This window comes from Pseudomonas khorasanensis (assembly GCF_014268505.2).
In the GTDB taxonomy this organism is placed as follows: Bacteria; Pseudomonadota; Gammaproteobacteria; order Pseudomonadales; family Pseudomonadaceae; genus Aquipseudomonas; species Aquipseudomonas khorasanensis.
In genome coordinates, this window is sequence record NZ_JABWQP020000004.1 from 288581 (window position 1) to 314023 (window position 25443).

The 25443-nt window shown below is 58.7% G+C and carries 11 protein-coding genes; 9 read left to right on the top strand and 2 right to left on the bottom strand.

What is annotated here, in order from left to right; all coding sequences use genetic code 11:
- The first annotated feature begins 170 nt into the window (after window positions 1-170).
- The 7 genes from HU727_RS12820 (at window position 171) to HU727_RS12850 (ending at window position 20113) form a co-directional block, all read left to right on the top strand.
- A complete protein-coding gene (locus tag HU727_RS12820) occupies window positions 171-827 on the top strand; it encodes a hypothetical protein (RefSeq protein ID WP_186531604.1) in 657 nt (218 codons plus the stop codon).
- A 131-nt stretch (window positions 828-958) separates the two neighbouring features.
- Complete coding sequence (cobG, locus tag HU727_RS12825) at window positions 959-2275, top strand: precorrin-3B synthase (RefSeq protein WP_225919829.1); 1317 nt, start codon at window positions 959-961, stop codon at window positions 2273-2275.
- The gene (locus HU727_RS12830; protein ID WP_186531602.1) at window positions 2268-2894 is read left to right on the top strand and encodes a precorrin-8X methylmutase; all 627 of its coding nucleotides are present in this window, start codon (window positions 2268-2270) and stop codon (window positions 2892-2894) included. The genes cobG and HU727_RS12830 overlap by 8 nt, the downstream gene beginning before the upstream one ends.
- Complete coding sequence (locus HU727_RS12835; protein WP_437180402.1) at window positions 2891-3625, top strand: precorrin-2 C(20)-methyltransferase; 735 nt, start codon at window positions 2891-2893, stop codon at window positions 3623-3625. The genes HU727_RS12830 and HU727_RS12835 overlap by 4 nt, the downstream gene beginning before the upstream one ends.
- Window positions 3625-5325, top strand: coding sequence for a precorrin-3B C(17)-methyltransferase (gene cobJ / locus HU727_RS12840; RefSeq protein WP_186531600.1), 1701 nt, complete (start codon window positions 3625-3627; stop codon window positions 5323-5325). Before HU727_RS12835 ends, cobJ begins: the two co-directional genes overlap by 1 nt.
- Before the next feature lie 361 nt (window positions 5326-5686).
- Window positions 5687-12757, top strand: a complete 7071-nt coding sequence (locus HU727_RS12845; RefSeq protein ID WP_186531598.1) for a TcdA/TcdB pore-forming domain-containing protein — start codon at window positions 5687-5689, stop codon at window positions 12755-12757.
- Between the two features lie 288 nt (window positions 12758-13045).
- Window positions 13046-20113 carry a TcdA/TcdB pore-forming domain-containing protein gene (locus HU727_RS12850; protein WP_186531597.1) on the top strand — a complete coding sequence of 2356 codons (7068 nt, stop codon included), beginning with the start codon at window positions 13046-13048 and terminating at the stop codon, window positions 20111-20113.
- Between the two features lie 78 nt (window positions 20114-20191).
- Here HU727_RS12850 and HU727_RS12855 read toward each other — a convergent pair whose 3' ends face one another.
- Entirely contained in the window at window positions 20192-20788 is a 597-nt protein-coding gene (locus HU727_RS12855) for a MarC family protein (protein WP_186531596.1), read from the bottom strand.
- A gap of 225 nt (window positions 20789-21013) precedes the next feature.
- On the opposite strand from HU727_RS12855, the gene HU727_RS12860 reads away from it, so the two are divergent.
- Entirely contained in the window at window positions 21014-21814 is an 801-nt protein-coding gene (locus tag HU727_RS12860; RefSeq protein ID WP_186531595.1) for a hypothetical protein, read from the top strand.
- A gap of 56 nt (window positions 21815-21870) precedes the next feature.
- On the top strand, window positions 21871-22581 hold the full coding sequence (locus HU727_RS12865; protein ID WP_186531594.1) for a hypothetical protein: 711 nt from the start codon (window positions 21871-21873) through the stop codon (window positions 22579-22581).
- A 33-nt stretch (window positions 22582-22614) separates the two neighbouring features.
- On the opposite strand, the gene HU727_RS12870 is transcribed toward HU727_RS12865, so the two are convergent.
- The gene (locus tag HU727_RS12870) at window positions 22615-25389 is read right to left on the bottom strand and encodes a hybrid sensor histidine kinase/response regulator (protein WP_186531593.1); all 2775 of its coding nucleotides are present in this window, start codon (window positions 25387-25389) and stop codon (window positions 22615-22617) included.
- Window positions 25390-25443: the final 54 nt, after the last annotated feature.

Sequence of the window (25443 nt, forward strand, 5' to 3'; positions counted from 1 at the left end):
GATCTGACGCGGATCTCGTCGCCTGCGGCGTTTTCGGGGTGGCTGGAAACTCGATGTATATAAAAATTACTTCTTCAGGTTGTTGGTTTTGTTAGTTTCAGTGCGCCTCGGGCTGTTGAGGTTATTTGAATATATTTTGTTAAACCGAAAGTTTGATCGAGGGAAAAGATATGGACATCAATTCAAGTTCCAATGCCGTCACCAGCCATGCGGTTGGCATGGGCAATGTGCTGTTTGCAAACGTCGAAGGCCAACCTGCAGACGACATGAGGTTTTTCATGAACTGCATTTATATTGCCTTGGACAAAGCAGATAAAACGTATAGCAGTGATAAGAAGCCGGGGCCGTGGTTCGACCATTTTGTCGGAATGCTCTGGTCAATGGGCTGGACTGCCGAGGGCGAGTCGATCGAACGGGTCGAAGAGGACTTTTCCGGCTCGGTTCAAAAGGCCTGGCGCAGTTCGGTAGCGCCTCTTCTCACCCGAGCGCAGTTGTTGCAAGTTGAAGCCAGCCTCGCCAGGCTTGAAAGCGACGTTGCACTGCTCAATAAGTTTGTCGGGTTAAGCGGCAAGACCTTCAATTCGCACATCGTACCTGTCAGTTATAACCGGCGGGGGGAAATAGAGATAGTGATCAGCCATGTTCGACTCATCAAGTCTGTCCTCACGACTAATGTGCTGTTCTGGCAGGTACATCAGCCACAGTCCCAGCTGGATGTTCGCGCCTGCAAACTGGTGATAACCCGCCGGGCATTGAATGCCAATCAAACAATCGTGGAACAGGCTATTGGTGAGGTTTCCCTTGAAATTGAGGAATACGAAATCTGAGGTCTGCGGTGGAGATTTTTTATGGGGTTCGCGAGAATTCCGATGGGCAGGCATTTTCATGCGCCGGGGCAAAACAGGCATAATGGCGCCCTCTCGCCCACCACAGCGCTGCCCTGCCAGACGGCCACCCTTTGAACGAACACCCGATTTCCACCGCCCTACGCCCCTCGGCCTGCCCGGGGTTGCTGCGTATCGTCCAGGCGTTGGATGGCGGCATCTGCCGGATCAAGCTGAATGGCGGTTCGATAAGTTCCGATCAGGCTGATGCAGTGGCCGATGCCGTCGAGCGTTTCGCCAGCGGCGCGATCGAGGCAACCAACCGCGCCAATCTGCAGATCCGCGGTATCGGCGGACAGTCTGCTGCGTTAATCAACAGCTTGCTGGGCGCCGGACTCGGGCCGCGAACCGCTGCGGCCGATGACGTGCGCAATCTGATGCTCAGCCCTGCCGCGGGAATTGACCGGCAGATGCTCTGCGACACTCGCACACTTGCCGGGCAGATCCTCGAAACGCTGCAAAGCCACCCGCGTTTCCACGAGTTGAGCGCCAAGTTCGCCGTGCAGCTGGACGGTGGCGAGGCGCTGGCGATGCTTGAGCATCCGCATGATCTGTGGATGTCGGCGTTCGATTGCGATGGCGAAACGTTGCTGGCGTTTGGTCTTGCGGGTTGCCCGACGGATCGTGCTGTCGGTGCCGTGCCTTTGGAAAACGGTCACGCGCTGGTGATCGCGGTGCTGGAACTGTTCCTCGATCTGGCACGGCCAGAGCAGACGCGGATGCGTCATTTGCTTGATGAGCTGCCAATGCTGGCGTTCCTCGAACAGCTCAGAACACGCCTGCCGATCAAAGCGACTAGAGATTGGCAGCGCACTCCGGCAGCCACGGATGATCTGCACATCGGCGTTCATCCACAAAACGCTGACAAGCATGTCTACGTGGGTGCGGTGCCGCCATTGGGGCGCCTCGATTCGGTCATGCTGCGCGGCGTGGCTCAACTGGCGCGGCGATTCGGCGATGGCAACCTGCGGTTCACGCCGTGGCAGAGTCTGCTGGTGCCAAACGTGAAAACGGACGATGCCGTTCAAGTTGTCGAAGGCCTCAAGCGACTCAACCTGCTGACCCAGGCCGCTGAGCCCTTGTCGAAAATCATTGCCTGCACCGGTTCCAGCGGCTGCGGCAAAGGCCTGGCCGACACCAAAGGTGATGCGCGTGTGTTGGCGAGGTTGTTGCCTTCTGCGCAGAGCGTTCACCTGTCCGGCTGTTCGCGCTCCTGCGCCGCCGCGCACCGTGCCCCGGCCACTTTGCTGGCGGTCAGCCCCGGTCATTACGACCTCTATTTCCGCGATTCAGCAGCGCCCGGTTTCGGCGCGCTGCACGCTTGCAACCTTACTATTGAAGCGGCCGCGACCCTGCTCGACGCCCGCTCCCGGAGCCCCCTTGATGCTTGATTACATCCGCGACGGTCAGGAGATCTATCGCAACTCCTTCGCGATCATTCGCCGCGAGGCCAATCTGGCGCGCATTCCCGCCGACCTGGAAAAGCTCGCGGTGCGGGTGATTCACGCCTGCGGCATGGTCGAGGCGGTCGACGGTTTGCAATTCTCCGAGGGCGCGGGCAAGGCCGGGCGCGATGCGCTGGCGGCCGGTGCGCCGATCCTGTGTGATGCGCGCATGGTTTCCGAAGGCGTGACCCGTACGCGCCTGCCGGCCAATAACGAAGTGATCTGCACCTTGCGCGATGACAGCGTGCCGGAGCTTGCGCGTGAGCTGGGCAATACCCGCTCGGCCGCCGCGCTGGAACTGTGGCGTCCGCATCTGGCCGGCAGCGTCGTGGTGATCGGCAACGCGCCGACTGCGCTGTTCTATCTGCTGGAAATGCTCGACACCGGCGCACCGAAACCGGCGCTGATCCTCGGCTTCCCGGTCGGCTTCGTCGGCGCCGCCGAATCGAAAGCCGCCCTGGCCGCCGACAGCCGTGGCGTGCCGTTCGTGATCATGCAAGGGCGCCTGGGCGGTAGCGCCATGGCTGCCGCCGCCGTCAATGCCCTCGCCACGGAGATCGAATGATGCAGGCCAAAGGACGTCTGATCGGCCTCGGTGTCGGCCCTGGTGATCCGGAGCTGATTACGGTCAAAGCATTGCGCCTGCTGCGCGAATCGCCGGTGGTCGCGTACTTCGTGGCCAAGGGCAAGAAGGGCAATGCGTTCGGCATCATCGAGGCGCATCTGGTCGAGGCGCAGAATCTGCTGCCGCTCGTCTACCCGGTGACCACCGAGGCCTTACCGGCGCCGCTGTCGTATGAACAGGTCATCAGCGATTTCTACGACGAAGCCGCTGTGGCGGTGGCCGAGCATCTGAATGCCGGCCGCGACGTGGCGGTGATCTGCGAGGGCGACCCGTTCTTCTACGGCTCTTACATGTATTTGCATGATCGTCTCGCCAGCCGTTACGAGGCCGAAGTCGTGCCCGGCGTGTGCTCGATGCTCGGCGGCGCCTCGGTGCTCGGCGCACCGCTGGTGTATCGCAATCAAAGCCTGTCGGTGCTTTCCGGCGTGCTGCCCCATGATGAATTGAAGCGGCGGCTGGCGGACGCCGACGCGGCGGTGATCATGAAACTGGGGCGCAACTTTCCCAAAGTGCGTCAGGTGCTGGAAGAACTCGGCCTCGCCGAGCGCGCGTTGTATGTCGAGCGCGCGACCATGGCCAATCAGAAGATCGTGCCGATGGATCAGGTCGAGCCGATGTCCTCGCCGTACTTCTCGCTGATCATCGTCCCGGGCGAACGGTGGCAAGGTTGATGACTCACTCCACCCCCGCCATTGTCATCCTCGGCCAGGGCAGTCTCGCCACGGCACGCCGTATTCAGCAGGTCTATCCGGCCGCAAAGATTCATGGCCTTGCCGGGCGCGTCGAGAGCGCCGACTGCACGTATCAGGAATTCGGCGCGACCTTGCGTACGCTGTATCAGCAGGACACGCCGATCATTGCCCTGTGCGCGGCCGGCATTGTCATTCGCACTCTTGCGCCGTTGCTGCTGGAGAAGGGCGCCGAACCGGCGGTACTGGCCGTGGCTGAAGACGGCAGCGCCGTGGTGCCGTTGCTCGGCGGGCTGGGCGGGGTCAACGTCATGGCGCGCGACATCGCGGCGGCGCTGCAAGTGGCGCCGGCAATCACCACCAGCGGCGAATTGCGCTTTGGCACCTGCCTGCTCAACCCGCCAAGCGGTTATGCCCTGGCGGATATCGAGTCGGGCAAACGTTTCGTTTCCGATCTGCTCGCCGGGCACAGCGTGCGCATCGAAGGCGCGGCGCCGTGGCTGGATCAGGCGCAGTTACCGCAGGATCCGCAGGCGCAGCGTTCGATCCATGTCAGCAGCGCACAGCGCGAGGCGCGCGCCGATGAGCTGCTGATTTATCCGCGCAGTGTTGCGGTGGCGGTGAGTGCTGAAGTGGCGGATCTGCCGAACGCTGTTCGCGATGCATTGCATCAGGCGAACGTTGCTGTGCAATCACTGGCCTGTCTCGTGGCGTCCGATACTGAAATGGCTTCGGCGAATTTGCGTGCGGCTGCATTCGAATTGGGTGTGCCGCTGCGTTTCGTGGCGGTGCAAGGCGATCTTCAGGCGTTGACACGCGTTGCACTGCCTGAAGCCAACGTTATCTGCCTCGACAGCGTTGCGATCGCCATCGCCGGGCAGCCGCTGGACGTGTCGCAGATCGGCCGCCCACGCGGTCGTCTCGCAGTGATCGGCCTTGGCCCCGGTGCCGCCGAACTGATGGTGCCGGCCGTGAAAGCCGAACTGGCCCGCGCCACCGATGTGCTCGGTTATGAAACCTACGTGCGGATGGCTGGGCCGTTCCGTGACGATCAGGTGCAGCATTGCACCGACAATCGCGAAGAAATGCAGCGTGCCCGCCATGCCTTCAGACTCGCCGTCGAGGGACGCTCGGTGATCGTGGTTTCTTCCGGAGATCCGGGCGTATTCGCCATGGCCGCCGCCGTGCTCGAAGCCCTGCACGAAACGGATGATCCTGCCTGGCACAGCGTCGATCTGGAGATTCTGCCGGGCGTGTCGGCGTCGCTGGCCACTGCCGCCCAGGCCGGTGCGCCGCTGGGCCATGATTTCTGCGTGATGTCGCTGTCGGACAACCTCAAGCCGTGGACAATCATCGAGAAACGTCTGGACCTCGCCGCCGAAGCGGATCTGGCTTTGGCGTTCTACAACCCGATTTCCCGTGCGCGTCCGTGGCAATTGGGCCGCGCGCTGGAAATTGTCGCGCAGCACCGCACGCCGCAAACCCCTGTGGTGCTGGGACGTGACATCGGTCGTCCGGGACAGACCTTGCGTACCACCACGCTGGGCGCGCTGACCCCGGATCAAGTGGACATGCGCACGATGGTGCTGATTGGTTCCTCCACGACCTGCACGTTTCCCCGTGCCGAGGGAGGTGACTGGGTGTATACGCCGCGTTGGTATGGCGAAAAACCGATTGGCTGACACAGCCTCTGTTACTTGCCGACGATAAGTTGTAAGAAATTCCATGTCTGCCTGACATCAGGTCGATACTATTTATTAAGTTAAAGAGTAAAAAAAGTCGCAATCCTTCCGGGGGCGCGGCTTTTTTCGTTTATATGACCGGCCACTGACAGACGCAGTTGTTACTGAGTAGTGCGATATGCGCGACGAAACGTTATTCGATGTTTCCTCTGACAAGGCTTGAGCCTATTGCAAGTTTGAGTGTACCGGGGTTCCCCATTAGGTTTGTCCGACTTTAATGATTCTTCAAGGAATAAGGCGGATGGGCACGATAGGGAATAAGGCAGGAGAAGTTTCTTTTGCGTCGGGTGCGGATTATTCAATGCTCCAGCTGGCACTGAGCGAATTTTCCAATTCAACTGAATATGCGGCGTTGTCTCAGTATTATGAAGCGGCCCGTGCCAGCAGCGATGCGACGGAAAAACTGCTGGCGGTAAAACTTTTTCAGGAAACACTTGGGTTATTGCTGGATCGCAAGTCTGTCCCTGTACCCGTGGAGGTCAGTCGTATCCAGGCCGAGTTGCACCGTTATGTATCACGGCTGTCAGCGACAGTGGACATGCTTACCGGCGTGGCCCGGCCGGTCCCGAAAATCATGCACTTCGTCTGGGTCGGTGGCAGTGAGGTTGGCACCATCCAGCGCGATTACATGAATATCTGGCGCGAGGTTCTGAAGTCCCAGGATTACAAATTCAACCTCTGGTACGACAGTGATGCACTGCTCGCCTTCGAAATGAATCGGGTAATTCTCGACAGCGCCAGAATAGATGCGATGGAGTCCGGGGGCGCCAAGGTCACCAAACCCAGCCAGTTGGCGCAAATGATTGAAGACCGCGCGCGTGTACTCAAACACCAGATGTTCGACTATCTGAATCAGCCGAAGTGGGCGGGCCGGGCGGACCAGGCTCGCATCGATCTGATGGTTCGCGCGTACGGCAAGGATCGCGCGACGCTGGAGGCTTTCCGCCAGCGGTGTCTGGAGACGCATCTGGCCATGGCCGGGACGGACTTGCAGTTGCGCGACGTTCACTATGAATTTGCCGGGCACTTTCTACAGGATGTCTATCAACGCGAAGTGGCCATGCGCGGCAACTTTGCCGCGGCGAGCGATGTAGTGCGTTTGCAGGCCGAACACATGGAAGGTGGCCGTTACAGCGACATGGATTACTTGCCGCCGCTGGCCGACAAGTTGGGCGGTGTGGACATCAGTGCGTTCAGTAGTAATCAGCGATTGGGCGTTCTGCAACTGTTGCTCAACCATAACGAGGCGTTGATGCCCGGACGGGATCAAGCACGCTATGAGGACAGGACCGGCAGCATTCCGTCCAGTCTCAAGGACGCTCTCGTTGCTTTCGCTTGCGCTAAACCTGATGTCGGTGAAGTTTTCGTTCCACCGCATGACACCTCGGTGCCCCATAACGGGTTTCGCATGGGCACTCAAATCGACAGAGAAATGAACGCTCATTTCCTTGCTCATCCTGACAGTGGCATGACCTTGGCAATCAAACAGTTGATTCGCTTCAACTATGACTGTCTGTATGACGTAGAACGCAGGGCTGCGGCGCAGGGAATAAGTTGGGCACAGAGTGACGAGCTGTCGCTAGTCATTGAAAGCGTATTAAACGAAAAAAGAAAAGGGGTAAAGCTAGGTCAACCGATTGAGGACTTTCTGAGTCAATTAGGCCAGGCCATCTATGACTATTACAAGGATGGCATTCGTGTCGACGCTCGCAGCACGATAGCCATGACCGGGCCTGGTGCTGCAGTCACCGGTCTAAAGCAATACATCGACATGCATCTTCTTGCGGCTTCCGAGCTCAGTATTCAGGAACGTTTGCGTCTGGCTGAAGGCTACAACGTCGATACCGAAGAGGAAAAAATCTCCGGCTGGACTGTCAACGATGATCCGGAGCAGTGGCTGGCGAAAGAGCAGGAGAAATGGAGCTCCGGCAAACTCAAGTCTCGTTACGCCGGCCAGTTTCCGGATCTGCTGAAAGAGCAGACCCTGAGCTTCAAACGAGGCTGGCCTGTCATAGAGGGCAAACCGGTTCTGTTGACCCCAGTGCTGCAACAACTGATGCATGACTTGGGCGATCCGTTCATTCGCGCGCTGAAAGACAAGTTGACCGGCGACATTACCTTCCACAAAGCCGTTTCCATCGGTTTCGACACCCGTCAGCAAATACGGGCTCAACCTGACCATGAACTGCCGCCCTCGCACGGCGCCGAGTCCACCAGCAACCTGAACGAGTTGCTCACCCGGGTTGCCCACCGCTCGCTTGCCGTCGAACAACTGAGCCCATTGCTGCGCGTGATGCTGGGTGGGATGTTCGGGGCGGCGAGCGTGGATACCGACGGCTTCGCCAGTACGTGGAAGGAGGTGGTGAACCTGGCCACACAAACCGGCGTCGATGGGCTTTTTGCCCGCTACAACGCGATCGAAAGAGCCTTGCACCTGCGCTCGACTCCGGCCTTCGAAGCCGGCCTTGCAAGTGCAGGTCAGCCGGGCGACCACACCGCGCGTGAACTCAAGGTACTGGCGTTTAACGACCCGCTGACGTTGCAGCAGTGGGGCGAGCGCATCGGGCAGATCAACAGCACGGCGCAACGTGAGTATCGCAGGCAAATTTTCAGGCGCGGCAGGCAAGTGGGGGCCGAGCTGTTCGAGGCAGGAGCCATTTCTGCCAGACAACTGCCACAGGATTTGCTCATGCGTACACCGGGCGATCCAGGTCGCCGTTGCTATCCGCTGGCGCTGATGATGGCGGCGGCGCTGGCGCTTGGCGACTCGGCGGAGCGCGCGCTGATCGGCCGGGTGGCCAATGCCAGTCTGGCCGCTGAAGATGCCGATTCGCGTGCTTTGCTGTCGGCGCTGGATGAATTGCAGAGCGCGCCCTTTTCTGAGGTCGGAACGCCTCAAGGCAGTCATGGTCTGGAGGGTATTGCGCAAGTGCTGGAGGCAAAGGCAGCGCCGACGGTCCTGCTGCTCGACACCGGTAACCATGCGCTGTTGGTGGCAAAAACGCTGGTGGCCGGCCAGACGGCCTACCGTTTTTACGAGCCCAATTTCGCCATTTACGGATTTTCCCGGGTGCAAGACCTCAGGTACGGCATACAGCGATACTTGAAGGGTGATGAAGGCGCAATGGCCAGGTTATATGGTCTCGCTGACGGCGACGCTGCACGATTCAATGTTGTCGAACTGAACACCCAGGCGATTGCCGACAAGATGGTTTCGTCGAATACCCGGTTGGACAGGTTTCTGCAAAACGCACCCATTTTCGACGCCAGCGCGCCTGCGGTCTGGGAAAAGCAAGCCGTGGGGCGTCATCGCTCCCTGAGTGAAAACGCCCGGATGGGCGCAAGTCTGGCGCATCTGGATGGCCATTACTGGGCTCGGGAGTTTTCACAGACCTGCGCTCAATTGCGCACCGAGCACAAGCTGAGCGCAGGGTTTTTGCCCTTGCTGGACACGGTTCAACACAACCCGGACGCGAGTTATAGCGTGACATGGGTCGATGCCCGCGATCCACAAATCACCCGAGTAGTCACCACCACCGATGCGCGGCTCAGCAAACTGAAACAGCACGTTCAGCGCCTGGTGACGGCAGTGCGCGGCCAGCCGTCAGTTGCGGGGGAGGCTGACGGCGGCAGTCGATTGAGTTTTGCTTTTGCTATCCAGACGCTGGTCACCGAGATGCGAAACCGCGAGTATCAGACCGGGAAAGAGCAAGTGCCGACGTTGTCGATCGCGCTTCAGGTGCAGGTCTACGTCAGTTACGCCCAGTTGGTTTATGGCGTATTGAGCGATTCGTTGCAAATCATCAACCTCGTCCGGCAGGTGGCTGCCAGCGAGCAGGCGCTGGCGTTGCGCCAGTCATCGCTGTCCGGTCGGCTGCTGGGCCGGGCCGCTGCGGGGATAGGGGTTGGATTCTCTGCCGTCAACGTAGGCTTTGATGTCTACGGATTGACGGTGGCCACCCATCAGGAACAACGCTCGCGGCTGGCCACACAACTGGTGTTTGACGTGACGGCACTGGCGCTGGATATCACTGCGCTGGCGGTTGGCGGAACGGTGGGCGCTGCCGCCGCGATTCTGTCGGTGCCCTTGCTTGGCGTCGGCATCGGCGTCACAGCCATCGCCAGCAATCTAGGACAAATCAGCGACAAGGCCAAAGCCGTGGGCGCGCACCTGCGTAAGGTTCAAGACGCCTACGGGCCCGGCGTTTACACGCGCAAGGATGGCGTGCTGACATTTGAACCCGAGGCCGTCATCACCGAGCTGGATTTGCAAGGCAACCGGATCCGCTTCGACAGCCAGAAGTTTTACCCCATGGATCGTGGAGGGCTTGAGCTGCCGCAGTTCAACATTGATCCGAAGCGCCGGCACCAGGCAATTGATATCCGCGAGGCGCTCGGATTGCCAGAGGCTGTCAGTTTGATCCGGCCGGCACCCGGTGATGTGCAGACGGTTGTGCTGCCGTGTACGCCGCTGTGTTACTACGGTTATGAGTACCAGCTTGGAACGGCCGGCTATCCCTACCAGCCACAGCCAGGTGAGTTGGAACGCGAGCCCCGGCAAGCAAGCGAAATGCCCTCGCTTGGCGTGCTCAGTGCTTTTTCGCCAATCGGCGTGTTAATTGATTCGCTCGCCCAGCCATACATGGAGACCTGGTACCCGAGCCTGCGCAACCGGACCGTGGAAAAGCTGGAGTACGACAAGAGTGGGGAACAGCGTTTCTATCTCTTCGCCAACACGCCTTTTCCGCACATTCTCTACAAGCTGCACCCGTTCAATAAGCCTACGCAAATCCGCGTGACACTCGACGACCACGTGCGCCAATTGCTGGTGCCGGCGTTGCCGGAAGAATGGAAACAGTGCATTTCCTACGAGATCCTTACGCGTTCACCGGGGGTTCGCCAGCTCTGGTTGACGCCTGGCCTCGTGGCGGTTTACTTGCGTAATGACTCGGCGAGCCAGTGGATCATTCATGCGCCTTGGGCCAGCGAAGACACGGTGCGCTTCGAGGACACAGGCTTGGCTGTCGACGGAATTCGCATAGAAGGTCGGGTGGACTTCATTGAGTTGGGCAATGGCGAATTGTTCAGTGTCGACCTGCAAACGCAGCGCTTGGTGCTAATGTCTATCACGCTGCAGCATAAGGCTGTGCAGGCAGGCTCGTCGACATGGAGTGTTTCGGTTGGCCGGCAAACCTCCCAAGCCGCAGTGCTCGCCCGCGTTCGAGCGCTGGCGGCGGAGCAGCGCGTTGCAGCGGCCCATATACCGTTACACAAGCTGAGGGTGCCGATGAGTCCGGCGGCCCGGCCCGCGTTTGTCACTGCCTGGTACGACGTGGCGCGTGCCCGCCTGCTGTATGCACGCAACCTCCCAAACGATGTCAGTGACGGTGCTGTGCTGGGGAGTGTCAACGCCGGGCACGCCTGGTTTTATCATCCGGAGCACGCGACAGTGTGGCGGGTCGATGTGATCACCGGCACGGTCAATCATCGCTACCGTCTGATGAATCCGGCCAGTGGTTCCAGGATTACGGCTTTTGAGCAGACGTCCCGCGGACTGCGTGTCCGGCAAAAAATGCTTGAAGTCACCAGCGGGGTAGAGGTCGGTTTCGAGTACCTTCTGTATGAAATGGCGGTAGTGCTTACGGGCATCGATACGTCAGCCGACTGGAGCGATTACACACCGAAGCTTGCAGCGCAGTTCTGGCATTCATTGGTGGCTCGTTTCACAACACCGCGCACTTATGCCGACGGGACGCCGGACATGGCGCCAAGCCTGAGCGCCTGGGGACCGACCGGATTCGTGCAAATACGCCGTCATGAAAAGCAGACGCTGCGCGATCTGGCCTGGATCCGTCTGGCGGATCGTCTGTTTTTCCAGTTGGACCACGACACTGGCCTGAAGCTGGACACCGTCCTGCTGACCTGGGATGACGGCCTGGGCGATTATCCGCTGTTCTACAGTAAGCAAGCCACGATGCTGTTCCGGCAATCGGCATCGGCGGAGGGGCAAGTCATGGCCACGGATGTCATCGATGTCAGCAAATTCGACCGGCGTCATATCGCGACCCGCGAAGACGGTCGGCTGTACGAGATAGACAAGCAAGGCCAACTGCAGTTTGTGGGTGTCGGGGCGTATTGGTTGAAGAAAAATACCGATTGGCTCTCTGCCTTGGCCGTTATTGCCAGACAGTATCGAACCGCACCGTTCCCGATCATCGGGCTGAGCAATGTCTCGGGGACTCACTCCGTGGCGGCGTGGTGTATCAACGAACACGTCGTGCTGACCGATGTCGGGTCGGGCAGAGAGTTGGCGTTGCTGGGGCTCAATCCGGACTCAAATGCGGCCTGGCTGCTGGATGTCCTCGCCGGGGAGCTTTATCGGCAGGCACTGGTTCCAATCGCGGCGTTACGCCAGGTATTTACCGATGGCACCCGGTTCGTGCATCCCGGCCAGTTGCCTGCAGCGACCAGGGTCTGGAGTCAGTGGTCGTTCACGCAAGTGGTGCCCCATGGTCAGGGACTGCTCGGACAAACCTACGAAGGCGTTCAACTGGAATTGCTCGATCAGCAGCCGGCACGCATTGTCGGCCTCGACAACCAATGGTCTTACAGGGGAGGCCAGACGGCTGAGCATCTGCGCTGGCGATTGAATGCGTTACTGCGCGGGAAGTCCCATGCACCGGTGCTACAAGTCGAAAGCTTTGGCGATCGCTACAAGTACTTCGTGCCGGAACTGGATCGTCTATTCGACGTTTCGGGCCGCGCCGATGGGCAATGGGCGGTGTTTCTGGGAACCCGCAACGAATCGGTGCCGATGCTCTACGACCCGGTCGATGGTTTGATGTTTACACGTGGCGCGCCCGACAATCTTTGGCTTGCGGACTGCCATGCTCGCCGTGATGGCAAGGTACTGACACTGGAAATGCAGGGCGAGGTCACAGACGTCGTGGCGCTGCTGCCAGACGGTGTCGATAAGGTGATCCTGGCATTCGGTTCGCAGACATCAAGTTATTGTGTGTCGGACGACGCCTGGCAGCGACTGGATTGCATTGTGGTCGATAGCCGGCGTCCGCTGGATGTCGAGGCGACGAGAACATACGCGCTGATTCTGGACATGGCCGCCACCGACCGACTGCTGGTGTCGCTGGTGGATGGAAACCTCGTATTGGCCGATCCCGACAATGCCCACAGTCTGATCGTGCGCGATGCCGAGCCACAGTCCGGTGAGCCGGTACTGTCGCTGCAGATGGGGATCAAGTTTCACGACAAACTTCACGCGTTCCCGATCAGGAAATGGATCGAGGCGCTGTCACTGGCTGGGGGCGATAACACGGTTGGCAGTCTGGTTGCGGCGATTCAAAAGCTCATCTGACATATCCAGCCAACATTGTCCGTAAAGGTCGTAAACGCTGCGTTTACGGCCTTTTTTTGTTTTTTTAGGTTTTCAAATAAAACGTCGCTGACCAATGTTATATGGGAAGGATTGGTTTTAAATGATCAAATGAAATGTGTGGTTTCAGACTTGTCTCGATATACCGTTTAATACCTTGTCGCGTTTGTCGCTATTGAAATTATTTGAATGTCTTCCTGTTTGAGTTTGTTCTCGTTCATCGTTATTTTTTCGCTCTGTAGTTCTCTCTACTTTATTGGGTAAGTTGCTATGAAGGTCGTGGATTTGGCAGGTGGCGAAAATTACATTGGTTTTAATGCGCTGTTAAGGTTGACGGACTTTGAGCAGGCTTTATTGCCATATAAAGGCAGTCAACGCTATGGCGCACTGCTGCGCTATTACGCTGCGTGCGTCGACGCCAAAAGTTCGCAACAGTTGCTCGAGCCGCTGGGCCTGCTCCGCCAGACTCTTGAGCAGGTAGCAGGATCGATGCGGATGAGACGCGAAGTGGAGTTATTGGCGCCCGCCTCGCAACTGTCACAGGTTTATCGAAAGGTCGAAGACTTTGAGTCCCATGTGCAGTCCAGTGCCGCATTGATCAAAGTGCGGGCAACACCCGTGCCCAACATTCTTCATTTTGTCTGGCTCGGCGGTGGGGTCGGCGAGATTCAACGCGATTACCTTAACGTGTGGAAACAAGTTCTCGCTGGCCACGGTTACACACTTAACCTCTGGCACGATAGCGACGCGCTACTTGCCTACCAGACCAACAAACTCATCGTTGAAGCGGCCAAGGCCGACGCCTTGGCAAAAGTTGCCGGCAAAGAAGTCTCCGAGAATGAATTGGCCACGCTTTTTGAAGAGCGCGCCATTATTCTCAAACAACAAATGTTCGCGCATATCAGTGCCGCGACGACGAGCGGCGAGTCGGCCGATGGCGCGCGCATCGACTTGCTGGTAAGCGCCTATGGCCAGAACGCTGCAGAACTTGAATCGCTCAAAATGAGTCATCGCAGCAGTCTGTTGGCTCTGGCCGACGGCAACTTGCAACTGCGTGACCTGCACGGCGCCGTTCCGTTGCAACTGCAGGATATCTACGCGCGGGAAACGGGTTTACGCGGCAACCTGGCTGCGGCCTCCGACGTCGTTCGCGCCGAAGTCCTGCACGGTGAGGGCGGCAGCTATGCCGATGTCGATAACCTGCCGCCACTGAGCAATATCCTCGGCAGCACGGATATCAGTGCTTTTGGGAGCGATGCACGCGTGGGCGTGTTGCAATTGTTGCTGGATCATAATTCCGAGTGGATGCCGGGGCGCCAAAAGTTGCGCAGTCGTTATGCCAGCTACCTGGAAAGTATCCCCGCAGAGCACCTTGCGGCGTTGCAGGGCTTTGCCAAAAGCAGCCCCTCCCTTGCTGAGGTTTTTCAGGCGCCGGCAGACCGCCTTGCGCGCCCATTTGCATTGCGTGCGGTGGCCGAAGGAGGCTCGATGAGCAACGCATTTCTGATGGCTCATCCCGGCGCGGCAATGCTGCAGACCCTTATCGAGCGGTTCCGCTTCAACTATGACTTGATCGACGCCACCGCTCGCCTGGGCATGCAACGAGGGATTGCGCTGAGTGACTTTGATCGGTTGACGCCGGTGGCCGAAGAGGTACTTGCCCAAACCTACGGTGTGCTGGAAGAACTGGCCACCGAGCGGGAAATCTCCGCAAGGCTGCTGGCGAGTGCAGCAGCCGGCCACTTCAGCGACGGCATTCGCCTCCAAAGCGAGTGGACGATCTACTTGACCGGCCCCGGCGCCATGCGCGATGGCATGGCCGATTACGAGCGCGCTCATCTGACCCCGGCGGATGCGCAGGCGGTGCGCCGCGACGCTGCTATTGCCGCCCTGCCGACTATTAACCGCAACACCGAAGAAGAACAGGATCATTCTTGGAAAGACAATGAAACCGATCCGCTGCAATGGGTTAAAAAGGAGCAGCAACGCTGGCAGGAGGGCAGCTACAAGACTCGCTATGCGGGCGATATCACAGAGTTGCTCCTAGGCTCGACCATTGAGTTCGAGCAAGGCTGGCCATTAATCGAAGGACGGGCAGTGTTGCTGACCCAAATCCTGCAGCGACTGGTCGATGGGCTCGGCGATCGCTTTGTCGAGGCCATGCGCCTGGGCCACGATGGTGCGATTACTTTCGAAGAGCCATTGCCGTTGAGCTTTGCTGATCGTCAACTGATCAGGCATCAGCCGCTCGATGCACGACCCGCGGTGTATCCCCGTGACCGGCGAAGCTTGAATCTGGGGCTGGACGAAGTGTTGAGCGGCATGGCTCAAGGTGAGCTGTCTCTGGCCGAGATAACGCCGCTGCAACGCCTGGCGCTGGGCGCGTTGCTGGGCATTGATTCGCTGCATGACCAAGGATTCGAAGCGGTCCGTGGTCAGACAGATAACTTGGCCAACAGCGTGCGCGAGCGGGGGGCGTCGAGTCGCTATGCCGTTATTGAACGGCACCTGTATACCCGTAAAGAACCGGCATTCCTGGCAGGTCTGGTCAGCCATATCACCGCGCCGGCAGCTTCGGTGGGCGCGCTGGCTCTGAAAAAGGCTGCGCTGACGAAGGCTCACTCTTTGCAGCAGTGGGGACGCTACGTTGCGCAGATCCAGCAAGCGGCCACGCTTGAGCATCGCTTGCAAATCGCCGAGCGCGTCGATCAGGTGTTCGGCCAACTCGACGTCAGTAGTGTATTACCGGTCCCGCAAGATCTGTTGGTCGATGGCGTGGGCGAATCCATTGGTGGGCGTTGTTATCCGCTGACCCTGATGATGGCCGCGGCTTTCGCCACTGGGGAGGAAGCTTCGCGGCGCCTGCGCGAGCGTTTTTACCTGGCTGTCATGGAGCCGCAACAGAATGATTCGATTGTTTTTTTGCAAGCGCTGGAGGAGCTGCAAGGTACCCGTTTGAGTGAAGTGGGAACCACGCTTTTGCGCGCTGATGTAGCGCAGATCACGGCGGCCCTGGCGGACTTTGCCGTCGATCGAACGCTGTTGCTCAACTCAGACAATCACTCGCTGCTGGTGGCGAAAACCCGGGTGGGTGAAAAGACCCTCTTTCATTTTTACGACCCCAACTTTGGTGTGTTCGAGTTCGAGACGCCTGCCATGCTCCAGCGCGCGCTTGAACATCTTCTTCTGAAAATGGGTATGGCCAAATATTATGCCGCCTACGGTACCGAGATCCGGCCAACGTTCGATCTGATCGAGTTGCAGGGCGAGCGAGTGGCAGCCTTGTCATTGTCAGCCGGATTCAAGGTGGCCAGGGTGCTGAGCGGCGAGCCGTTGCCGGGGCAACCCGCAGGCAGGTTGCGCCAGCGCATGAACAGTGCGCACGGCCGGTCGCTGACCGAAAATGCCCACTTGGGCGCCAGTCTGCTAGGGCTGGACAGCCATTGGTGGGGGCGCCAGATCGCTCACGCTACGCAGGCTTTGCAAGCGCTCCATGCTTCGACCACACCGCTGGTACCGTTGTTTGAAACGCTGCAAATCACGCCCGACGGCAAGTATCAGCTGAGTCTTGTTGACCCTGCGCAGCCCGAGCGGGTGGTGCAGGTTCTCAGCGACGATCATCGCCTGTTGCGGATCAAAAACTGGTTGTCAGAGCAGTTCTCCACCCTGGCGCGTAAACCGACCGCTGCCGGTACGGTGCTGGATCCCACCGAGGCCGGGAGTGTTCATACACTCAACGCAGGCTTCACCATACAGGCGTTGATGAATGCGTTGCGTGCTCGCGATGGCGATAGCCGCACGCTGACCACAGCAGTGCGTTTGCATGCTTACGTCAATTATGCGCAGTTGGTGCATGGCAACGTGGTGGACGTTGTCGGGCTGATTCGCCTGGTGCGCACTGCGCTGAATGAGCAAAAGGTCATTACACGCACGGTCGCCCCCGTGGTCAGCGAAGCGTTGGGCCACGTTGCAAACGAAGGCGTCGGCGCGGTGCTGGGGCTCGCCAACGTAGGGTTTGATATCTACCAATTGGCGACCGTAGAAGACGATGTCGCAAAGGCACAGTTTGGTACGCAACTGGCGTTCGACTCCGCCAGTCTGGCGCTGACGGCCGGCGGTGTTGCGGCGGCGGTGGCCGGCGCCTCGACCGCCGCGGCAGTACTGGGTGGCGCCGGCGTGATACTGGGCGGACTGGCCGTTGGAGTAGCGGCTCTGGCGCAAGGATTTGCCGAAATCGCCCGTGATGCACAAGCCGTGGGAGATTTTTTCGCTGACATGGAGCTTGCTTACCGTGGGGTGGGTTACCACTTCGATGCCGGAATGGGGGCGTGGATCGCCGATCCCGCGTTGACGGTCAGTAGCATTGATCTGGAGGCGGGGAAAATCGTCCTGGACAGTGCGAAGCTTTACCCGTTGCGCGACCACTTCGGCGTACCGGATTTCGATCCTGACTATGATCGTGCGATCGATATACGCAAGCAGTTGAACCTGCCCCGACAGAAGGATTTTGCACCGCCAGCCAATCAAACAATTGTGCTGCCGGCCACTCCGCAGATCTGCTACGGCTATGATTACAAGGCACTGCCGTTCTCCACGTTGCGCCATGATCGTGGATTCGCGACGGCACGCCGTCTGGAAAGGAAAAAAGCTGATGGCCAATGGCTGTTTCTGTTTTCGTTCTACTCGTTTCCTTCCCATTACATCGTGCAGCATCTGGTACCGGTTTATCGCGATACGGTCATCAGCGTTAACCTTGACGCGGTCGAGCGCGCCCTGGTGGTGCCGACGCTGCCGAGTGCCTGGAAGGGCAAACTGGCCTACCGGATTTCCGGTCAGGGCGCGTCCTGTACCGTGACGCTGACCCCCGGGGTCAGTCTGGAGTTACACGCGCCCAGCCTGCAGCAGTGCCGCTGGGTGCTCCAGGCCGGGTGGGCGCGTGAAGCCGACATTCACATCGAGCGTTCAGGCGAACTGAACATCGGTAATGTTCGAGTGACGGTGTCCGGCCGGGGGCATCATTTACTGTTGATCCGCACCGGCGACCATCAGTTGTTCAGCGTCGACCTGAGCAAGCGTCGGCTGAACATCATCGAGCAGAGTGCCCCCGAGGGACTCGATGAACAAGCATTGCTCAAGCACTACAGAGCCTTGGCTCACCAGCATCGTCTGGTGCTGCCGTATACGCCGGTTCATGACTGGCTGATCCCGTTCGAGTCGCCGCAACAACCGCGCTACACAACAGCATGGTATGACGCCTACGAAGACCGTTTCCTGTACATCCGCAATGACCGCTTCGATACCGACGATGCGCAATTGGCGCTGGTGGCTGGCGAATCTGCCTGGTTCTACGCGCCCGAGAGTTTACATATCTGGCAGGTCGATGCCGTCAGTGGCTTGCTCAAGCATCGATACCGATTGCTGTTCGCGGGGGACCAGAGCACGATTGGCAATGTCCGGATGGACACCCACGGTGTCATCCACCTGGAGCAGTCGGTCAGTGACACAGACGGGTCGCGACAATTCGGTTATTTGATCCACGACGGGCAACTGCTGTTGAGTTCGGTCACTCATGATCTGGCCCAGGAGCTGCAATCCGTGTTGCTGGACAACGAGACCCTGAACGATTGGGACAATGTATTGGGCAAACATCTGAGCCCCAGTGCATGGCCCGAGACCGACGGATTCACGACCGTGGACTGGCAACCGGCACCCTACGTTTCAGTCTGCTGGCAATCGGAGCCGAACAAGCGTGACATCACCTGGATCCGCAGCCGCGACCGGTTGTTGATCCGTCCGCTGCCTTCGCGGCATCACGCGCGGGGTTGGCCCGACTCGATCAAAAAACTGAACGATCTGGTGCTCTTGCCTCTGGCTGAGAAAGACGATGCATACGTCGTTTACAACCGCCTGCATCAGACACTGTGCTGGCTGCGTCGAGCGGTGGTGCAGGGCAAGGCGCAATGGTCGCATCGCTGGGTGAGGCCCGAAGGGCTGAAGCAAGTGGTGGCGGTCGAGAGCGGCTATCTGGTACTGGATGAAGAAGGACGATTCTTTAACCTGACCACCGAGGGCGATGTGCAATTAGGCGGTCTCGGTGAGCAATGGTTCAAGGATCGTCCCCAGTGGTGGCTGGCGCTGGCAGCTGTCGCCAAACGCTATCCGGTGATGAGCTTTGCTCTTCTGGGTTTGCGCAACATCAGCGGTGACGGCAGCCTGAGTGCCTGGTATGTGAATGACCGCGTGTTGCTCTGCGATCCTGGGCACAGCGAGACCCTGCGCCTGCTCGGCGTAACGCCGGATCAGCGATCGGGCTGGTTGTTCAGTGTGTCGAGTGGCGAAATCCTGAAGCAGGCACTCGTCGATCCATTGTCCCTTGACCGGTTTTTTGCCACAGGCACGCGATTATTGCATGCTGATGCATTGCCGCAGGCGCAAGCGCAATGGGCCGACTGGCGGTTCGCCGACGTCACCGTTGATGGTTCGAATCTGCGCGGCACGACGGTCGAGGGCGTGTTACTGCGACTTCGCGACCAAGCGCCCGAAGTGGTGGTAGGGGTTAATCGGCAGTGGGTAAACGCACAAGGCGAATCACTGGTCGAGCGCCTGAGAGCTTTGTTGCGCGAGGTCGCTCACGGAGACTTTGTTTCCGTGGAGTCCGCGCCCGATACGTTGCGATGGTACGACACGCGCAGCGCCCGACTGCTGAGCATCCACTCGAGTACCTTACCCAAATCGTTTGATCTGCTCGGCACGCAGACTCAGTCCGGCATGCAGACCAAGGTGTTATTGCACGAGCAACGGGAAGACAAGGTGCAGGTGTATCCGGGCATGCAAAGCTTCGGACCATTTGATTACTTCCAGCGCAATGAGCAAGTCATGACGATTGAAGGGCACGACCATCTGGATGATCTGCTGCCGTTGATGGCCGATGACGTCCGCACGGTGGTTCTGCGACTGGGGCAGGGCAACGTGACGTGTCTGTTGTCCAGGGCCGCCTGGTTACGACTGGACTCGATTGTCATCGATTGCCGGCATGACTGGGGAGCCGCGCCAGCGGTGCCGGGTAAATTGATCTGGGAGCATGTACAGGTGGACGACCTGCTTTTCGAAATCGTTGCAGACCATCTGATCATCATCGATCCAGCCACCGAGCACAGCCTGATTTTTCGCGATGTACGTTCCGTTGATCCTGCATTGCGCGCAGACGTGTTCCTGGCGTTCAACGGGCAACAGCCCCTTGCTATTTCGGGGTGGGTGCAACGGGTACAGGCAGGGAAGGCGGACACGGCCCGCATCACTTTGCAGACGCTGATGGCGGAGCCGGCCATCGCCGAGTGAGCCGACACTGACAGCAAAACGCCGCGAATGGTGTCGTTCGCGGCGTTTTGCTGTGTGTCATTGTTCAAGCAGCACTGCTCAGGGCACCAGGTAGCCTTTAATCCCGGTAAAGATGATCTGGGCGGCCAGCGCGCAGACAAACAATCCCATCAAACGGCTGACGATCTGCAGTCCCTGGTCGCCAAGAATGCGTTCGATACGGTTCGACAGATACAGGACCACGCCCACGGTGAAACTGGCCAGGGCGATACTGAGGATCGCGGTGAGCTTGTCGTCCCAGTGTGGCTGGCTGACACCCATCACCAGCAAGGCACCGATAGTGCCGGGGCCGACGGTGAGCGGAATGGTCAGCGGCACGATCGTCACGTCCTGCTGCACATTATCGGTCTGTACTGCCGGTTTGCCCTGCGCCATGCCCAGCGCAGAGATGAACAGCACGCTGCCGGCGCCGATGCGGAAGGCATCCACAGTGATGCCGAATACATCGAAAATCACTCGCCCGAACAGATACAGCAGAACGCTGGAAACGAGCGTCGCGACCGCCACTTTCCAGGCCAGGCGCCGTTGTTCCTTGCGCGAGTATCCACGGGTCAGGCTGATGAAGCAGGACAGCACGAAGAACGGGCTGTAAAGCACCAGCATCTTCAGGTAAACGCTGAATAACACGTGGAGCATGGTTTCGGCTCGCTGCAGAAGAGTGTTGGGGTGGAGTCTATCAGCCGTAGATGAATCTGTGGGTTTGCGTATTTAAAGTTTTAAGTTTGTTGTTTTGTTAGTTGTTGGATGGTTTTGCGTGGTAACTAATGTTACATGTTTTTGTTTGTGTGGCGGTTGTTAATTTGTTTATTGTTCTTCTCGCAAGTTCATGAGGGCTTGTTTAAATGTCGAAAGGAATCCGCAGTGAACAATCAAGCAATGCACAAAAACTATATTTCCAACTGCATTGAAAGTCTGCAGAACTATGAAATCGATGGACTTTCAGTTATTCAGAATCGCAGTTTTGCTGTGGATATCAACTCGGGTGACGAAGTAGAGGCGCCCACTAAAGGCTCCATTGTCGGTGAAGGCATTCTGTCCTTCTCGGGCGGACTCAGTGATGAGAACCGATCCGATGCGCAGAACGCTTTTCTCTTCGCCAGCCTTGTGGCCAACAAACGTTATCCGCAGGAGCATCAGGGCCAGGAATGGTACCTGTTGTTCCGCCAGGTCATGACCGACGCCGGCTGGACGCCGGTCAGCAAGTACTACAGTGATCTGGAAATCGCGGGCACCAGTGTCCGGATGGACAAACTGGTGCTGGAGATTCTGGGCTCGGTGATTGCAGGTGTTGCCGTCCCGGGCCCCACCACTGCATTGATGCTCAAGGTCGCGGGGGACGCCATTGCCGCCCTGCAAAAACGTGACACCGCCTTGACCCTGTACGAGCGAAATCTGCTGAGCAGTGGCGTTGGTGGCGTTACGGCTGCCGCCTGCACAGAAGTCAACGGCGAAGCCATCATGGCGATGGGTGCTGTTCGTTTTCTGCGTAGAAACACCTCAACCAAGGTCTTGTTTGTAGACGTCGATGTTCGCAATGTGAAGCTGTACCGCGGTGAAACGGTGCTTGCCAGGAATACGCTGGTTGCTGATGCCGTTCGCGATACGATCCGGACCAAGCTCGGGCTGAACGCCACTACGAAAATTGAAGAATACGAGATTTAATTGATGTTAAAGGGTGGCCGACTACCGGCTGCCCTTTTTATATGGATGAATACAATATGGCTAGCGATTTTTCGGTGTTGATTGTCGGAGCTTCCATTCTGATTCTGCCCAAAACGGATAGAGTGGAAATTTATGATGATTCGGTTAACTCAATCTTGCTGGCGCAATTGGTCGCCAACAAAAAGATCGAAAAAGAGCCGGGGTTAAATTGGTACGACGTGTATATAAGCGTTCTCGATGATTTCTGGTTGCGTCATCAAAAGACGAGACAGACCTGGAATGTCAGCAACAGCACCGAAGAAACTTCACTTGAGTTTTTTTCCGCAGCGTTGAGCTACGGCGCGTTGGGGCAGACTTGCACAGTGGCTAAAGTGCTCGCACAAATGGGAAGGATGTCGGGAGACGAGCCTGCCATCCAGCTGCTGCGCAGTCACATGGCGGCTCCTGCTGCTCAATCGGCCACGGTCCCGGCGCCGTCCACAACTGTACGACTGCTGGTGACTTACGCCGATTCTCCTTCTTCAATCACAACCTCGTTTGTGGAATTCAGCATGCGCGAAGCGGTGGCAGCCAATCCGTTCCTGCAGGCTTACCAGCCCGATAATGTGGAAGGTCTGGTCCAGGCGAATCATGCGCGGGCCAGCCTTTCCGAAACCCGATACGGTCCTGTGCGCGACGCGATTGCCTTGAAGGTCAGGGAACGGCGCGCCATCAGTGTCGCAACGTTGACTTCGGTCGCGTCCCGGTTCCCGCAGCTACCTGAGTAATCTCGAATCCTAGCAAGTGGTCGTCAAGGGAGCTCAGATGGTCGAAGCCGTCCGGTTCTGCTGATCGCGTTGCGCGACCCAGTGCTCGACCAATTCACGCAGCTGTGACAACTCGACCGGTTTGGACATGTGCCCGTCCATGCCGGCCTGACGCGCGCGCTCCTTGTGTTCGGTAAGAATGTGGGCGGTCAGGGCGACGATCGGGGTGCGGATACGCTGGTTGCTGACTTCCCAGGCTCGTAATTGCTGGGTGGCAGAGAACCCATCGAGAATCGGCATTTCGCAGTCCATCAGCACCAGATCGTAACGCTGGGCTTTCATCGCCTGCAGGGCTTCTTCACCATTGCTGGCGGTATCCGGTTGCAGGTTGAGCTTGCCGAGCATGCCACGAATCACTTTGGTCGAAATCGTATTGTCTTCGGCGACGAGGATGCGGAAGTCGCTCGGTACTTTGGCTGCCGTGGCTGCCGTAAGGACTTGCGGCTGGTACACCACCTGGCCTTTGTTGCGCTGGTTGAGCTCGTCTGCCAAAGTGGTTTTGAGGGTATAGCCGGCAACCGGTTTGGCCAGAATCCGTTTGATTCCCGAGTTACGCGCAATGATTTTGCTCGGCGCATTGCTGATGCCGGTGAGCATGATCAGCAGAATGTCGTGATTCAGGCTTGGGTCTTCCTTGATCTTGGCCGCCAGTTGCATGCCGGTCATGCCGGGCATGTTCTGGTCGAGGAGGACCACATCGAAATAATCGCGCAAGTGTGCCTTGGTGCGCAGCAGCGCCAGCGCTTCCTTGCCCGAAGGTACGGCGCTGACATTCAGGCCCCAGGCGCTGCATTGCTGCACGAGTACCTTGCGGCAGGTGTCGTTGTCATCGACCACCAGCACCCGCGCGCCTTGCAGCGGGCTGTCCAGATCGGAGGTCGGATGCTCGAGGCGATCAGGGTCAAGGGGCAGGGTCAGCCATAGAGTACTGCCTTGATTAGCGCCGCTCTTGATGCCGAATTCGCCTTGCATCAGGCGGATCAGTTGCCGTGCGATGACCAGCCCTAGATTGCCGCCCAGACGATTGGCCGAAAGGAAGTGCTTGCTGTGCAATTCGGCGTGCAACAGCGCTTCGCGCTCTTCCGGCTCCATCGGCACGCCGCTGTCCTGCACGGCGATGCGCAGGCGCGGTTTGCTGCTGCGCTCGTCAAGGGCGACGACGATAAGCACTTCGCCTTCTTCGGTTTTCTTCAGGGCGTTTTCCAGAAGGCTCAGCAGGGTCTGGCGCAGGCGCGTCGGGTCGCCACTGATCACCCGTGGCACTTGCGGCTGGATAAAGCTGATCAGTTCGACGTTTTGCTGCTCGGCCTTGGCCCGGTAGATGCTCAGGCAATCGTCGATCAAGGCGTTGAGATCGAACTGCACGTCATCGAGTTCGATCTGCCCGGATTCGAGCTTGGAGATGTCGAGGATTTCGTTGATCAGCGTCAGCAATTCGTTGCCGGCACTGTGAATGGTTTGCACGTAGTCGCGTTGTTTGACCGACAGCGGCGTGCCGAGCAGCAGTTCGGTCATGCCCAGTACGCCGTTCATCGGCGTGCGAATCTCATGACTGATCTTGGCGAGGAATTCAGCCTTGGCGTTGATTTCGGCGTTGCTCGCCGCAAGGTCACGGCTGATGCTGAAATCGCTTTCGGTAATGCTGCGCTGTCGCTCGCCCAAGGCAATGCTCATCAGCAGGCCACTGATGCAGATGAACACCATCAGCGTCATGATCAGGCCTTGCGGCGCCACCAGCGTCAGACCCAGCAGCGCCGGGAGGATAATCAGCGTGCCGATATTGAACACCACCATCGCGGCGACAAACAGGCGCGCGGGGCGATAGCCTTTTTGCCAGTGATAGGACCCCACCAGCAGCATGCTCAGACCGGCCAGTGCCACCAACGCATAAGTGATGATATTCAGCGGCAGCGTGTTGACGAACAGCAGCAGCAGGCTGCACGTCACGATCACCAGAATGTCGCCCAGCAGCAGCTTGTTCAGCGGATGCGGGCCCAGCGGGGCGAAAAAGCGCAGGGCGAACATCAGCCCGGCAGGGGCGGTCAGCAGCAGCGCCAAATAGGCGCCTGGCGTCTGGACCGCATGCCAGTTCGGCAGCCAGGCCCCGGCGAGGTTGAGCAGCAACAGCAAGCTCAGCCCCAGCAACGCTTCACAGATCGCCAGCCAGAGACTGCTGCGCGAGCGTGAGTAGGCGTAACGCACCAGATTGTGCAGCAGCAACATGCCCAGGCAACCGAACAGCAGGCCGAAGACCAGCGTCCGGCTCTGATCAGCTGCTCCGTCCACTGCCGACTGCAGGGTGACGTGGGGGCGCAACTGATGGTCGGAGACCATGCGCACATAGACGTCCAGAGGTTTATCCGCCTGCGGCAGGGGCAGCATGAAATCGCTGCTCGACAAGGGTCGCTCGGCCTGGGGCCGCTCGGTGCCGGTGTTGCGTTGCTCTATCAGGCGCTCGCCGTCGAGCACGTAGAGATTGAGCTGTGACAGATCAGGGGCGAAGATGCGCAGCACTTGTTCGTGCCTGCCCGGTGCCAGTTTGAAGCGCAGCCACAACGCCCCCTCGGGTTCGGACGCGGTCAGGCGGTCGAGGTCGATGGGGCTGAATTGATTGGTGTAGCGGGGGGAACGGATGTCGCTCAGTTGCAGGACGCCCTGATCGTCAAGCAAAACCGACCAGCCACTGCCTTGCGCGGCCTGGGCCGGGAGCATGCAGAGCAGGGTCATCAGCGTGACGGTGAAGCTTATGGCAATCCTGAGCCAGCGCACGGCGAAATCCCTTCGTAGGTTGATGCCAGAATATAACGATGCGCGATGACCGAA

Bases quoted from the DNA above. Each gene is read 5' to 3' on its own strand.
- HU727_RS12820 (WP_186531604.1), top strand. From the start codon at position 171: ATGGACATCAATTCAAGTTCCAATGCCGTCACCAGCCATGCGGTTGGC.
- HU727_RS12830 (WP_186531602.1), top strand. From the start codon at position 2,268: ATGCTTGATTACATCCGCGACGGTCAGGAGATCTATCGCAACTCCTTC.
- HU727_RS12835 (WP_437180402.1), top strand. From the start codon at position 2,891: ATGATGCAGGCCAAAGGACGTCTGATCGGCCTCGGTGTCGGCCCTGGT.
- cobJ (WP_186531600.1), top strand. From the start codon at position 3,625: ATGACTCACTCCACCCCCGCCATTGTCATCCTCGGCCAGGGCAGTCTC.
- HU727_RS12845 (WP_186531598.1), top strand. From the start codon at position 5,687: ATGCTCCAGCTGGCACTGAGCGAATTTTCCAATTCAACTGAATATGCG.
- HU727_RS12850 (WP_186531597.1), top strand. From the start codon at position 13,046: ATGAAGGTCGTGGATTTGGCAGGTGGCGAAAATTACATTGGTTTTAAT.
- HU727_RS12855 (WP_186531596.1), bottom strand. From the start codon at position 20,788: ATGCTCCACGTGTTATTCAGCGTTTACCTGAAGATGCTGGTGCTTTAC.
- HU727_RS12865 (WP_186531594.1), top strand. From the start codon at position 21,871: ATGGCTAGCGATTTTTCGGTGTTGATTGTCGGAGCTTCCATTCTGATT.